Origin of the sequence: Maribacter caenipelagi (assembly GCF_004364175.1) — a bacterium.
Lineage (GTDB): Bacteria > Bacteroidota > Bacteroidia > Flavobacteriales > Flavobacteriaceae > Maribacter > Maribacter caenipelagi.
Genome location: NZ_SNZW01000016.1, coordinates 157,133 through 171,328, shown reverse-complemented (window position 1 = coordinate 171,328; position 14,196 = coordinate 157,133). Strand labels below are relative to the sequence as shown.

Here is a 14,196-nt window from a genome sequence, read left to right as displayed (position 1 = left end):
AAGTCGATTTTGTGTCAACTTATTTCAGGACGGGACACTTTTTAAAGATAAAAATGATTCTTTTATCTTAAAAAAACAAAATAGTTGAGTAGAATAACTAATTTTGAAAAAAAATCCATATTGATTAAACAAATTATAAAAATTACACTACTGATATTAGTGATGCTAAATTTACCTGGATTTATTTTAAAGCATATAAGTCCAGTTATTTCTAGTATTTTAAGTTACTTTTCTTTTCTATTAATGTTGATTTATTTTTTTATAGAGAAAAATAAATCAACTAATGTATGGATGCTAATATTAGGCATATCATACTTTTTAATTGGCAGTTTATCCGATCAAGCATATCTTGTTGGAGACAGAGATTATTATGTTGCCATAATTAAGTATTTCATTATAATCATTGGAGGGTACCAAGTGGTAAAAAATACTACTAACAAGGAATTACTTATACCATTATTGATTGGAGCCTTCACAGTGTTTATTCAAATGTTCTTTTTTATAGACCCGTATAAAGACGGAGGAAGATATAGTGGTTTTTATTTGAATCCCAATTCATTAGGCTTTATTTGCATGATGGGTTATGCTCTTAGTTTTGGTGTTAGTAAAAAATGGAAATTAATATCACAAATTAGTTTTACTTTTATTGGCTTTATAACTTTTTCAAGGACATTCTTAGTTGTATGGTTATTAATAAATTTGTTGTCCATTAAAATTTCGATAAAAAACATCAGGGTATTAGCTATTGGACTAGGTCTTTTCCTTGCTCTTTTGACTTATAATGAATTTTTACCGAAAAAAAATGTTCGGTTAGAAGCTATGAGCAATTTAGTTACTGGCAATGGCAAGTCAAATAATTCCAATGCATTAAAAAAGGATAGCAGAACACAAACTTGGGCAGTCTATTATCCTGCACTTTTCTCTAAACCATTTTTCGGAAATGGTTATTTAGCTTTTGATGGCGGAGCGAAAGTTTCAACCATGGGTCCTCATAATGCATATATTAAAACCTGGGGTGAAAGCGGTATTATCCCAATTTCTATAATGTTAATTTTTTATGGAGTATTAATAAAAAAAGCATGGAGTAAGTTTGAAGAATATCCTAGTCTATTTTTAATGCTTGTCTCATTTTGTCTTTTTATATCAACCAATCATAGTTATTGGACAAATGAGTACCTTCTATTTTTCTCAATGTGGTTACAATACAAAATCATTAGTGATACAACTAATTTAGATTCTAAGTTAACATAAACATTTAAGCGATGAAAATAGCCTTAGTTATATATGGATTAAATGCTTCCGGTGGTGCTGAGCGTGCCGTTACCGGTTTAGCTAACTTTTTATGTTCAAATCATGATACAACAATAATTACATTAAACAAGGGGGAGTCTTTCTATGAAATTGACCCAATAGTCAACTTAAAATACTGTTTTGATAAAATAAAAACTAAAACAAATCTTTTTAAAAGTCTACATGATAGCTTTTATAGAATAAATGAGCTCAAAAAAATTATTGACAACGAAAATTCTGATGTAGTTATCAGTTTTATGACCATTGCTAATATTAATTCTATTATTGCTTGTAAAATTTTAAATAAACCTATTGTGGTTAGTGAACGAGCAAATCACGCTGTTTTTAAATTATCTAAAATAAAAGAAATAGCAAGAAACCTAACATATAAATATGCCCAAAAATTAGTAGTACAAACTCAAGGCAATAAAGATTTTTATTCGCAATATTTTAACAATTTAAAGATAGACATAATACCCAATGCTATCGGAGAAAATTTACAAAGACAAAGGACACTAAAGAATTCACGCGAAAATATTATTTTAAATGTTGGTAGTTTTAAAGAAGGGAAGGCCCAGGATTTATTAATAAGAGCATTTGCAAATTTAAAAAATAAAACATGGAAACTTGTTTTTCTTGGAAAAGGCCCAAATTTAATCAGATGTATTGAACTTGCAAAAGAACTTAAAGTTAGTAATCGAATAGAATTTTTAGGAGCACAAAATGATGTTGCTAAATATTATAATATAGCAGGTATGTTTGTTTTCACATCTGAGCATGAAGGGTTTCCCAATGCTTTATTAGAAGCTTTATATTTTGGCATTCCTACAATTTCTACTAATTGCCCACATGGTCCTAAAGACTTAATAACTTGTGGTAAAAATGGTTACTTGATACCTGTAGGTAATCAAACAGTTTTAGAAAACAAGATGGAATATTTAATTAATAATTTAAAAATTAGACAACAATTTTCAACTGCAGCCATTGAATTAAGTAAAAAATACGAAATTAAAAACATTGGAACTAAATGGCATGATTTAATAAAATCCATTGAATTGTAAAGAAAATATCAGTTAATACAATCCTTAACGTTTACTTACGTTTAAATGTTGTAATTAAATTTATTGAGAAAATTATGTGTGGAATATATGGATCTACTATAGGATATAGCAAAGAAGAAGTAAAAAAAAAATTAGAAAGAACAAATTTTAGGGGTCCTGATCAATCAGGTATACAAATATATAGGAATCAATATAGTAATGTAATATTAGGACATAATAGATTATCTATTATTGATTTAGACCAAAGATCAAATCAACCTTTCAATTATTTCGATAAAATTAGCATTGTATTTAATGGCGAAATTTATAATTATTTAGATTTAAAAAAAGAGTTAATCTCAAAGGGATATTCATTTAGTACAGAGAGCGACACCGAAGTTATATGTGCATCATATTTAGAATATGGTGAAGAATGTGTTAAATATTTTAATGGCATGTTTGCCTTTGTTATTTACGATTATAATAAAAATTTATTATTCGGAGCTAAAGACCGTTTAGGTCAAAAGCCATTTTATTATTATTTAGGCCCATCAGGTTTTGAATTTGCCAGCCAGATATCCTCAATTCAATTATTTAACAAAGATTTAACTGTAAGTTCCCAATCTATTAAAAATTTTTTTATTTGGTACAACGTTTCGGGTGAGCAAAGCATCTTTAATGAGATTAAAAAATTAAAAGATGGATATTGTTTTAAATTTGATTTAATTAGTAAAAAGTATTCAGATTGGCAGTATTGGGATATAAAATACACTTCCAATATCAATTTAAATCTCTCATTTAATGAAGCTAAATTACAGTTGGAAGATTTACTAACAGACTCCATACGGCTTAGAATGATTGCTGACGTACCATTAGGTGTGTTCCTTTCCGGCGGAGTTGATTCTTCTCTTATAGCCGCATTAGCAGCCAAAAGTTCATCAACAAAAGTAAAAACATTTTCTGTAAGATTTAGTGAAAAAGATTTCGACGAAAGTATTTATGCCCAAAAAGTTGCTCAACATTTAAACACAGACCATCATATAATTGATTGTAATTATAAAGAAGGCTTAAATCTAATTCAAAATTTTAGTGAATTTTATGATGAACCCTTTGCCGATGCTTCTGCCATACCATCAATGTTACTTGCAAAATATACAAAACCACATGTAACGGTTGCATTATCAGGTGACGGTGCTGATGAAGCATTTATGGGATACAGGCGATATGCTAAGTTGGATAAAATCAAAAGAACTCTTAAAATTCCGTATTCGGCGCGGAAATTAAGTTCAGAATTAATTTCCTGCACAAATAATAAAAGATTTAATGCTTTAAAAGCCTTAATTTCAGCGAAGTCATCAGGTGATGCTTATTTAGATTTAATTTCTGATGTTAATTCAAGCTGGTTTCTTTCAAATCTAAATATCCATAAAATTCCAGAACTAAAATATTTAAATAATCCAAATAAAAATTTTCATGAACAAGTAAGTGATTTTGATTTAAAAACATATTTAAGTTGGGATATTAACACCAAGGTTGATAGAGCTACAATGGCTTATTCTTTAGAAGCTAGGTCACCTTTTTTAGATTATAGAGTAATCGAATTTGCTAGAGGTCTTCCATTAGAGTATAAATTTCAAAAAGACAATCAAAAACGAATTCTTAAAAGCATTTTATATGATCATGTTCCAAAGGAATTATTTAATCGTACTAAATCAGGTTTTTCCATGCCTTTTGAAAAATGGTTTCGAAATGAATTAAAGGATTACGTTTTAAGTGAATTATCACATAATAATCTCAAAAACATTCCTGGTATTAATGTTAAAGAAGTATGTAAGATGATTGATGAACATATGCTAGGTAAATGGAATCATTATCAAATGATATGGAGTTTATTAGTATTAAAACAATGGTTAGATAAGAATGCAAATGGATTAAGAATCGTTTAATTGATTCAGATATTTTTAATTTTAATGATTTAAAAAAAATAGATTTGTTAAGAATATTCTTTTTCATCCCATCGCTTAGAGCTGGCGGTGCTGAGCGCGTAGTATCTTTTGTTGCCCAAAAAATTGATAAATCTAAATTTGACACTACTCTATTTGTCATAGGATCTGATAAAGATGCTACGTTCAAAGTACCTGATGTTAAAATTGAATTTTTGAATCATGATAGAGTATCAAGAAGCTTTGGTACAGTATTCAAAACCATAAAAAAAGGGAAACCAGATATTGTCTTTGGTACCATTGGTCATGTAAATATTATGCTTGGTCTTTGTAAAATATTCTTCTCAAGAATTATTTTTATTGGCAGGGAAGTAAACGTAATTAGTAAGTTGGCAGAAGTTCAGCACATAAAAGCCACTTTACCGCCTTGGATCAATAAATATTTAATGCACAAATTAGATGTAATGGTTTGCCAATCTATAGATATGGCTGAAGATATTAAGCAGTTATCTAATTTTCCAGAAGTTAAAATAGCAATTATTAACAATCCTATTTCCGATAAATACCAATTAAAAAAAGAATTACGGGATAAAAGTGAACCGGTCAAACTAATAACTGTAGGTAGTCTTTCTGGTAGGAAAGGGCATTTGAGAATTTTAGAAGTTCTAAAAGATTTGAAAATACCCTTCTCATATACTATTGTTGGCAATGGAGAACTAAAAGATGAAATCTTTAGTGTTATAGAAAAATATGGTTTAACAGAAAAAGTAAGCCATATTCCTTTTTCTAACGAAGTTTCTACTTTACTACAGCAACACGATATATTTCTTTTAGGTTCTTTTGTAGAAGGTTTTCCAAATGTGTTATTAGAAAGTTGCGCAGTAGGCACACCAGTTGTCGCATTTAATGCTCCTGGTGGTATAAATGAAATCATAATTGAAGATGTAAATGGTTTTATTGCAGAAGATCAAAAGGAATATTTAGATAAAATAACGGTATCGGCAAACAAAGATTGGAATATTCAAGAAATAAGAAATGCTGTAGTTTCTAGATATAATGAAAGTAAGATTATTGCAGATTATGAAAATCTATTTCTAAGTAAAACAAATAACTAAATGACCTATAATATTCATATCATAACTGGTCTATCTGGTGGTGGCGCAGAGCATTTAGTTTTAGACTTAAGTCAAAGAGCTAAAAACGACGATAAAAAAGTTGTAGTTATTTCTGTTACCAGTTTAAATGATATTGAACATAAGTTCAATAAATTAGGCATTACATGCCAATTTTTAAACATTGATTCTTTTTCACAACTAGGTCAAGGTCTTAAAAAACTAAAAACAATTCTAACGCCTTTTCAACCAAAACCTGTGGTTCATTGCCATATGTTCCATGCTTTATGGGTGGCAATACTATTAAAGCTTACTGGTTTTTCGTTGAAGATTATATTTACCTTACATAACAATATAGTAAGTAGTGTTATTCGCAGATGGCTATTGTTCGTAACCAAACCACTTAGAGCCAAAGACATTATTTTCTCTGAAAGAGGCGAAAAATGGTATTTAAAAAAAGGAGTGGTTCTACCTAATGGTATTAATCTTGTTAAATTTAAAAGTAATAAAGAGCTTGTAATAGACCAACCTAAAATTTTTAAATTTTTATTTCTAGCAAGTTTAACGGAGCAAAAAAATCCTCTTTTTATACCAGATTTGGTGGTTAAATTAAAAGTTAGTGGACACACTAATTTTAAGGTTTATTTTCTTGGTAGTGGTCCGCTCAAAGATTCATTGGTTCAAAAAATAGATACGCTTAAGGTTCAAGACCACATTGAGCTTATGGGTTTTAGAAATGATGTACCTGAAATACTAAAAGATTTTAGTGCTCAAATTATGCCTTCTTTGTGGGAAGGAATGCCTATTTCCATATTAGAATCAGGATCGGTAGGTCTACCCGTTATTACTACTCCCGTTGGTAGTATTCCAGATTTTTTAGATGAGTCTACCGGATATCTAGCTGACTTAGATAGCTTCCACTTAAAAGTAATAGATTTGATGTCTGATTATCAAAAAGCACAACAAAAAGCTCAGAAATTTAAAATTAAGGTACATACAGAATTTGACATCGATAAAATTTACGATCGCCACCAACAGCTATATTCCCAGTGCTAGATTAAGTTTTAAATATTTAGAATAAAGTAACATGTCCAATAAAAAAATAATTAGAGTTACTACAGTAGCATCATCTCTTAAAATATTACTTAAGGGGCAGCTGTCTTACATGAACCAGTTTTATGATATTATTGGTGTATCATCAAAAGACCCGGTATTAGCTGAAGTTACTAAAATAGAGGGTGTACGAACAAAAGGCATAGACATGACCAGAAAGATCACCCCTATCAAAGATCTATTGGCTGTTTGGCAACTATACACTTTTTTTAGAAAAGAAAAACCAGCCATTGTGCATACGCACACACCTAAAGCTGGTACATTAGGGCTTCTAGCTGCACTATTCGCAGGTGTACCTAATAGATTACATACCATTGCAGGTCTACCATTAATGGAAGCTACTGGAAAAAAGAGAATATTATTAAACACTGTCGAAAAAATAACCTATGCCTGTGCTACAAAAGTATACCCAAATTCAAAAGGTTTAGACACTTTTGTTAAACAAGAAAAATTTACCAAACCTAGCAAACTAAAAGTTATAGGTGAAGGCAGTTCTAACGGTGTAAGTATTGAACACTTTGACCCTGCCCTGTTCTCTGAAAATGATAAAAACATTTTAAAAAATTCTCTAAACATTGGTGCCGATGAAATAGTCCTAATCTTTTTGGGCAGAATTGTCAATGATAAAGGAATTCACGAATTGGTTGATGCTTTTGTAAATGTTGCAAAAAAGTTTAAAAATGTCACTTTAATTGTTGGTGGTACTCCAGAAAAAGAGCTAGACCCTATAAAACCAAAGACTGAAGAAATATTAAATACACACCCAAAAATAAAATTAGCAGGCTGGATCGAAGATGTTAGACCCTATTTAGCTATATCTGACGCTATGGTTTTTCCAAGTTACAGAGAAGGCTTTCCCAATGTAGTAATGCAGGCTGGATCTATGGGTGTTCCTGTCATTGCCAGTGACATTAATGGTAGCAATGAAATTATAATTTCTGGTGAAAATGGAGTCATAGTACCTGTTAAAAACACCCAATTACTTGAAAAAGCAATGGCTGAATTTATTGAAAGAGATTTAAATACATATTCACCTGAAAAATGTAGGCAAATGATTATAGATAGGTATGATCAGAAGTTGATTTGGCAACTATTGCACAGTGAATATGAAGCATTACTGAAAGACAATTAAAGCAGCTACACTTTTATAGTTTTATAGGTATTTATAACTTTCAACAATTAAATTAGAACTTCTTCGAATACGGCATTAACTATCATTTGAATTTGGTTTCTTTGTACTATGCAAAAAGATATTATCGGTTATGGATCTTTTATTGAAGGTACTTATGGTAGAAAACTACCTCAAGTAACTAAACCAGATTTTGGTGAAACCATATTATTTTATGCTGGCAGATATGCGCTTAAATATTTGATTAAACGTATTAGCGCCGATACCGATATTGATACTATTTGGATGCCTCAATACTACTGCCCATTTGTTAAAGAATGGATGCATCATGAATTTGATACCATAAAATATTACTATGTAGATCCCTTTGATGCTTCATCGAAAATTGATTGGTCTCAATTTAAATCAACAAATGATGTTGTAATGGTGAATAATTATTGGGGTTTGAAAGACACGGACATACCAGATGGCGATAGACCGATAATTATTGAAGACCATTCTCACGGGTGGTTAAGCGAAGGCAGCTTAAACAGTAAGGCCGACTTTTGTTTTGCATCCTTACGAAAAACCTTACCTATACCTATGGGCGGTATTGCATGGAAACCTAAAGCATCTAAAAGTAATATCTGCTTAAATAAATCTGATATTTTTGATGGCTACGCTGGTGTAAACCCAATGAACAATGCTTGGAATACTATTGTAGGTTCTATGCAATTAAAAGAGAACTGTTCTGAGCACCATCAAAAAGAACGTTACTTAGAACAATACATGAATGGAGAACTGATGGTTAGGTCTATTTATGATGTATATGAAGTCTCTGCCCCACATGCAGATTTCATCAATCAACATATACATACCGACTTTAATAGTTTCAAAAAAAGAAATGCGGATTATACCTTCTCTAAGCTTCATAAAAACAATGCTTTTAAAATAGTTAGGCACGAGACAAAGGCTCCTTTTGGGTTATTACTGGCATTTAAAAGCTTAGATACTCTGAATGAATTAAAAAAACACTTAGTAACAAATCAAATTTACCCGGCTTTATTATGGCCTAAAAACGATTTGACCACAACATACACCTATTTGCTTAACATTCATATGGATTATAGGTTTGACACTAACGATTTAGATTACATTATAACAACAATTAATAATTGGATTACTTCTAATAAATAATATCATGTACAAAAAATACTTTAAAAGACCTTTAGATTTTTTTCTTGCCCTATTTGGCTTTCTTTTGGTTTTACCCATTGTTTTTATAACCGCCGTTATTTTGGCCATTAGTTTTAAAGAAAGTCCTTTCTTTATTCAAAGAAGACCTGGCAGACATGAAAAAATATTTTCAATTCTAAAATTGAAGACAATGAATAACAAACGTGATGCCGAAGGCAATTTATTGCCAGATAGTGAACGTTTAACACCATTAGGTATTTTTGTTCGCAAAACTTCAATAGATGAATTACCACAATTATTGAATGTAATAAAAGGGGAAATGAGCCTAATTGGCCCAAGACCACTTTTAATTAGGTACCTACCCTACTATACGACAGAAGAGCGTAAAAGATTTTCAGCTAGACCAGGTATTACCGGACTTGCTCAAGTTTCTGGAAGAAATTTAATTACATGGGAAAGCAAATTTGAAAACGATGTTACTTATGTTGAAAATTTAACCTTTGCCAATGACGTGAAAATTTTATGGATGACTTTTCAAAAAGTATTGAAATCTGCCGACATTGAAGTAGATCCTAATGCAAACCCAACTACCGAAGCCATGGATCTTATTCGTCAAAGACAACCAGAATTTCAACACATACAACCTATCTCATGAAAATTCTATATTTGAACATGCGCTTTGCTAAAAATGGCCTTTCTACCAATATTAGAGATCTTACCAGAGGTATGATTGAAGATGGTCATGAAATGCATATCGTAACAACCGGTTTTTGGGGAAAGGATGTAACAGACACTAGTTTTTTTGATGATCTAAAAAAAGAATTTAAGGATTTAGGAGTACATATTCATTATATGGCAAACCCTACGGGAAATAGTTTAAAAAAAGTATATAACGCCATAAAAGGATTTGTTCAAGTTATAAGTTATATAAGAAAGATAAACCCAGATGTTATTCATTCTCATTCCCCTAATATGACTTTTGTTCCCTATTTAATGGGTAAAAAATTTGTATCTACCGTACATGCCGATACCATTACCCCAAATTTTAGATACAAACACCCCACACTTTTAATCGCTGTTAGTGAAGGATCAAAAGAATTTACCAAACGTGTTATGCATTCGCCAGAAAAAACCATACGTATGGTTTACCACGGTATAGATAAGAGATTTTCAATACCTGAAACAAAAGAATCTATTTTATCACTTAAGGAAAAAAATGGCATACCAAAAGACAAATTGATTATTGGGGCAGTTGGAAGAATAATAGCAATGAAAGGGCAAGATGTATTACTAAATGCAATAGGCCAATATCTTTCCCCTGATTTAAAGCAAAAAATACATATTGTTCTTGTTGGAGATTATGAATCTAAACATACCGTTTCTTGGTTAGATAATTTTATCAAAGCTAACCAGGTAGAAGACCAAATCACGATATTATCTTTTAGAGACCCTAAACCGTACTACCAAATGTTCGACATATTTGTGCTTCCTTCCCGATCAGATACTTTTGGTTTGGTGGCCGTTGAAGCCATGATGAGTGGTTGCTGTACTATTCGTTCTGATTCTAACGGAGCATATGACCAAATAAATCACGGAGAAAATGGTTTCATTTTTGAAATGGATGACGCGAAAGGTTTAGCCAGTTACTTAGATAAGGTATTAAACAATAAAAAATTAAGGAATAAACTTTCTGTAAACGGTAAACAAAAAGCACTTACTCAATTTACTCAGAAAGCAATGGTAGACAATACACTTAAGGTTTATGAAGAACTAATAAACATGAATTAATGAATTCTAATCTTTTCATATATTTCTAAAGTATTTTTTGTCATTCTAGGAATTGTAAAACGTTCTAATGCATCTTTCTTTGCATTTTTCTGAAAAGTCTGCCTTAAATCATCATCTAAAATTACTTTTTCAAAAGCATCCCTAAGACCAAGAATATCCTTATTTTGAAATAACAAACCATTCGTTCCATGATTAATTTGCTCGTAAGAACCTTCTGTATTACTTCTTATCGGGCAACAACCACTCATCATTGCTTCTAAAGCTACTAAAGGAAATGACTCTTGTCTAGATGGTAAAACAAACACATCCATGATATCATAAAAAGGTTTTGGATTTTGAAATGGTATATGAGTCGTAATAGATTCTATATTCGCAGTTTCAATCATTTTATGTAATTTTTTTGTTCTTTCAGAATCAACATCATCTCCAAGAAAAATAAAATATATTTTTGATTTTGCCTTACAACTTAAAGCCTCTAAAGCTTTAACGATAAGATCTATACCTTTTCTTTTAGATAGAATACTGGCACTACCCAAAATTAACTTATCATGAGGTATATTATGTTCGTTTTTTAAGTTGAGTTTCTCACCTTCTGAAATCGTTTGGGCATATTCATCTGGTATTCCATGATGTACTATGGTAACTTCATCTTCACGAATACCATAATTATCAATACTATCTTGTTTTGATTCTTCGCTAATAGCAATAATATGAGTTGGATTTTTATAAAATATATTTCGCTTTAAACCCATTTGATGTATGGTAGTCGTAAATTTTTTCCCCATCAACCATGGTATGAAAGTCATATAAGGTGATTGTGAATGAATTACGTTAGGATTGTATTTTTTAATACATATCAACATTCGTATTAAATCTAAAACTCCTTTAAAACCCTTTTTAATTATACTACCACTTGGTTTTTTAAAAGTTTTAACTTCAACACCCATAGTTTCGAACATGTTATAAAAAGCAAAAACGCGTTCACTCTTCTCATCTTCTGAAATGCCACCTGTTATCAATAAAATTTGATGGCCTAAATCTGTTAAACCCTTGGCTAAATCAATAGTATGTTTAGTAAGACCACTTTGATCAATTCTACTTAAAAGCATTACTATTTTTAATTTTTTATTATTCATTTAAACGGGAAAATTTATCATTCGGGGAAAGTATTAAATAATATCGCAGTCTTAAAAGAAATATAAAAATTTATAATGAAATACTTTTCTGAAAGTTATTCGTTTAACAATTATTTTTATTAAAAAATAACCTTGTAATTATTAGAATAATTATGATTATTGATTAGAGTAATATTATCATCTATATAAAGGGAAGAAATTTGTAGCGATATTCGGCAATGATTCTTGAGATTTTGTCCATTTACCAGTCTGCTCTAAAAGGAACCTATATTTTTTTTCATCTAAAATTTTTCTTCCCGTATAAAAGTCCACATCTTCATCTAGTGGAAAATATTTTCTTTTATACAAGTATAGATTATCCTCTTTACTGTTAGACAAGCCTCCTCCTATATTATAATAAGTAAAACCTGCATTACCAGCCCATTGAATGGCATTTATTTTTAGATATTCATTAGGTCTTAACTTAAAATATTCTGCGTCTGTACCCCCTAAGAAAGAATAAACCGTATCATCTGTTAATAGGAATAATTCTGTAGAAATAGCTACTCCGTCTTTGTATACCAAACCAATAGCACATTTATCTTTATTCATTTCCCATAAATGAACAAAGTAATCTAATTTATGATAGAAAAAATCCTTTGCATCTCTACGATCCATCGTACCTATGTACAAATCATAAAATGCAGCAATATGCTCCTTTTCAATATCCTTATAAACCAATTTAAAAGAAAGACCCAATTTTTCAGCTTTTCTAAATTGATTTCTAGTATTTGATTTAAGGTTAGACCAAAACTGCTCCCAATCTGTAATATTCCCTCTTACGTTAAGTAGCGTATGTACTGTTTCTCCAGTATATTCTGTATAATGACCATACAAATTAAAACGAACAAATTCAGAAACTATTTTCTCGCTTGTATACCAATCATCAACTTGCAGCCAGAAATTGGTTTTAATTTCTGAAGAAGTATTTTCTTTAAAATAAGGACCATTATAACCCCAAGGACTACTTACATCTTTAAGGCCCGTATTTTCATTATGGATAATAATATCCCTTATCAAGAAAGGCATAATTGCCACCAACGTACCATCATTATCATTAAATGAAAAAAAATGAAGTTTTTGAATTTCATTTTCATCACTTAATAAAAGTTCATAAGCATAATATGGGCAAATACAATTTAGACTATCTAAAGATTTCGAATATAAATCTAATGTTTCTTCAGAATCTAACGCTTGTACAGTTAATTTGTAGGTCTGAGTAGACTGCATGTATGGTTAATTTGTAAAATAGAACGTTTTTAATAGAAAAGAATTGTTACTACAATTACTTTTAAGCTCAGAATTAAAACTTAGTATTTATAAAGAAAAAATATTACTATTAAATAGCACAAATTAAACTTTGTAAATCCTAATTTTTAATTCGAAACAAATATAAAATTTCTTATCAAGATAGTCACTAATAGTCCATTAATTGTAAATAAATGCGACAAATGTTAAATTTGTAGTACCTGACAATCTATATTAGTTCACTAATAATTTTCTAAGCACTACATCGCCATTATTTTCAACTTGCACCAAATAGAACCCTTTTTGAAGCAACAAATCAACAATTAGCAATTCATTTGCACCCTTTTCAAGGTTTGTAGTAAACGTCTTAACCACCTTACCATTTAAACTAAAAATTGTTACTTCGCCATTAACTTTATTAGGGCTGGTGATCATTAATTGAATTGGCTTATTCTGCAACACTGGATTCTGAGATATCGTAAATTCAAACTTGGTACTTGGATCATTTATTAAGAATCTAGTTTTGGCACTGACACTAGTCATACTTTTTACTTCTATAGCATTGATTAGTGTATTCTCCGTTCCGTGAAGGAAGGTAATATCGAGTTCGCCGTCGGCCACGTTGATATCATAGCTCAACATACCGCCTACCCGGTGCCCGTAGCGTGCGGCAAGGTCCAGGTCGGCCTCTACGACAGAACCTTCCATCGATATGGAATATATCCGCTCGCCCGGATTCTCGGTACAGCTGCAGTTGTTCGCCACAAATATGTTCACCGTATACGACCCGTTGGGAACGGTAAAGCGATAGCCCATTTCGGGCGCACTGCCCGGATCCCATCTTTCGTTCGTGAATATCGATGCATACGTGCCCGCATCCATCCAAGAGGGTATGGAAGCGTCGCGAAGACCATAATCGAGTACAGGGTTAGTACCGCCAACGTTGCCCGCGGTTACCGTGTAACCGCCGCCAGTGAACATACCGTTGGACGTTGCCCCTGCAGCCCAGTCAGGACCGCCATCTGTGGATGCGACCGACGGACCAGCTACGTTCAACCGGTAATGGTAGGCCGATACGGGAGGTTGGGGCAGTATTGTCCAGACAAAACCGGTCGTTACCGTTTCCGTTCCTCTTTCCACCGTTATCGCGACAGGATATAGACCGTCGTTGTTTGGACCCCC

12 protein-coding genes are annotated in these 14,196 nt (G+C 31.5%); 9 read left to right on the top strand and 3 right to left on the bottom strand.

The window, feature by feature from the left end; translation table 11 throughout:
• The first annotated feature begins 84 nt into the window (after positions 1-84).
• The 9 genes from DFQ03_RS13255 to DFQ03_RS13215 all read left to right on the top strand — a co-directional run bounded on the left by DFQ03_RS13255 (position 85) and on the right by DFQ03_RS13215 (position 10,591).
• Positions 85-1,251, top strand: coding sequence for an O-antigen ligase family protein (locus tag DFQ03_RS13255; RefSeq protein ID WP_133673662.1), 1,167 nt, complete (start codon positions 85-87; stop codon positions 1,249-1,251).
• Between the two features lie 11 nt (positions 1,252-1,262).
• Positions 1,263-2,351: a glycosyltransferase gene (locus DFQ03_RS13250; RefSeq protein ID WP_133673661.1), complete on the top strand. Its 1,089-nt coding sequence runs from the start codon at positions 1,263-1,265 to the stop codon at positions 2,349-2,351.
• Between the two features lie 74 nt (positions 2,352-2,425).
• Positions 2,426-4,276 carry an asparagine synthase (glutamine-hydrolyzing) gene (gene asnB, locus DFQ03_RS13245; RefSeq protein ID WP_133673660.1) on the top strand — a complete coding sequence of 617 codons (1,851 nt, stop codon included), beginning with the start codon at positions 2,426-2,428 and terminating at the stop codon, positions 4,274-4,276.
• 44 nt (positions 4,277-4,320) lie between these two features.
• Positions 4,321-5,388 carry a glycosyltransferase gene (locus DFQ03_RS13240; RefSeq protein ID WP_133673659.1) on the top strand — a complete coding sequence of 356 codons (1,068 nt, stop codon included), beginning with the start codon at positions 4,321-4,323 and terminating at the stop codon, positions 5,386-5,388.
• Positions 5,389-6,441 (top strand): glycosyltransferase, encoded by a 1,053-nt coding sequence (locus DFQ03_RS13235; protein ID WP_133673658.1) that lies wholly within the window; start codon positions 5,389-5,391, stop codon positions 6,439-6,441.
• Between the two features lie 31 nt (positions 6,442-6,472).
• Entirely contained in the window at positions 6,473-7,630 is a 1,158-nt protein-coding gene (locus DFQ03_RS13230) for a glycosyltransferase family 4 protein (RefSeq protein ID WP_133673657.1), read from the top strand.
• 108 nt (positions 7,631-7,738) lie between these two features.
• Positions 7,739-8,803 carry a hypothetical protein gene (locus DFQ03_RS13225; protein ID WP_133673656.1) on the top strand — a complete coding sequence of 355 codons (1,065 nt, stop codon included), beginning with the start codon at positions 7,739-7,741 and terminating at the stop codon, positions 8,801-8,803.
• A 4-nt stretch (positions 8,804-8,807) separates the two neighbouring features.
• Entirely contained in the window at positions 8,808-9,458 is a 651-nt protein-coding gene (locus DFQ03_RS13220; RefSeq protein WP_133673655.1) for a sugar transferase, read from the top strand.
• Complete coding sequence (locus DFQ03_RS13215; RefSeq protein WP_133673654.1) at positions 9,455-10,591, top strand: glycosyltransferase family 4 protein; 1,137 nt, start codon at positions 9,455-9,457, stop codon at positions 10,589-10,591. The genes DFQ03_RS13220 and DFQ03_RS13215 overlap by 4 nt, the downstream gene beginning before the upstream one ends.
• On the opposite strand, the gene DFQ03_RS13210 is transcribed toward DFQ03_RS13215, so the two are convergent.
• From DFQ03_RS13210 to DFQ03_RS18855, 3 genes are all read right to left on the bottom strand, one after another.
• Complete coding sequence (locus DFQ03_RS13210) at positions 10,588-11,727, bottom strand: glycosyltransferase family 4 protein (RefSeq protein ID WP_133673653.1); 1,140 nt, start codon at positions 11,725-11,727, stop codon at positions 10,588-10,590. The two genes, DFQ03_RS13215 and DFQ03_RS13210, sit on opposite strands and share 4 nt — an antisense overlap.
• A gap of 177 nt (positions 11,728-11,904) precedes the next feature.
• On the bottom strand, positions 11,905-12,996 hold the full coding sequence (locus tag DFQ03_RS13205) for a GNAT family N-acetyltransferase (RefSeq protein WP_133673652.1): 1,092 nt from the start codon (positions 12,994-12,996) through the stop codon (positions 11,905-11,907).
• Between the two features lie 252 nt (positions 12,997-13,248).
• Complete coding sequence (locus DFQ03_RS18855) at positions 13,249-14,070, bottom strand: malectin domain-containing carbohydrate-binding protein (protein ID WP_166637473.1); 822 nt, start codon at positions 14,068-14,070, stop codon at positions 13,249-13,251.
• Positions 14,071-14,196: the final 126 nt, after the last annotated feature.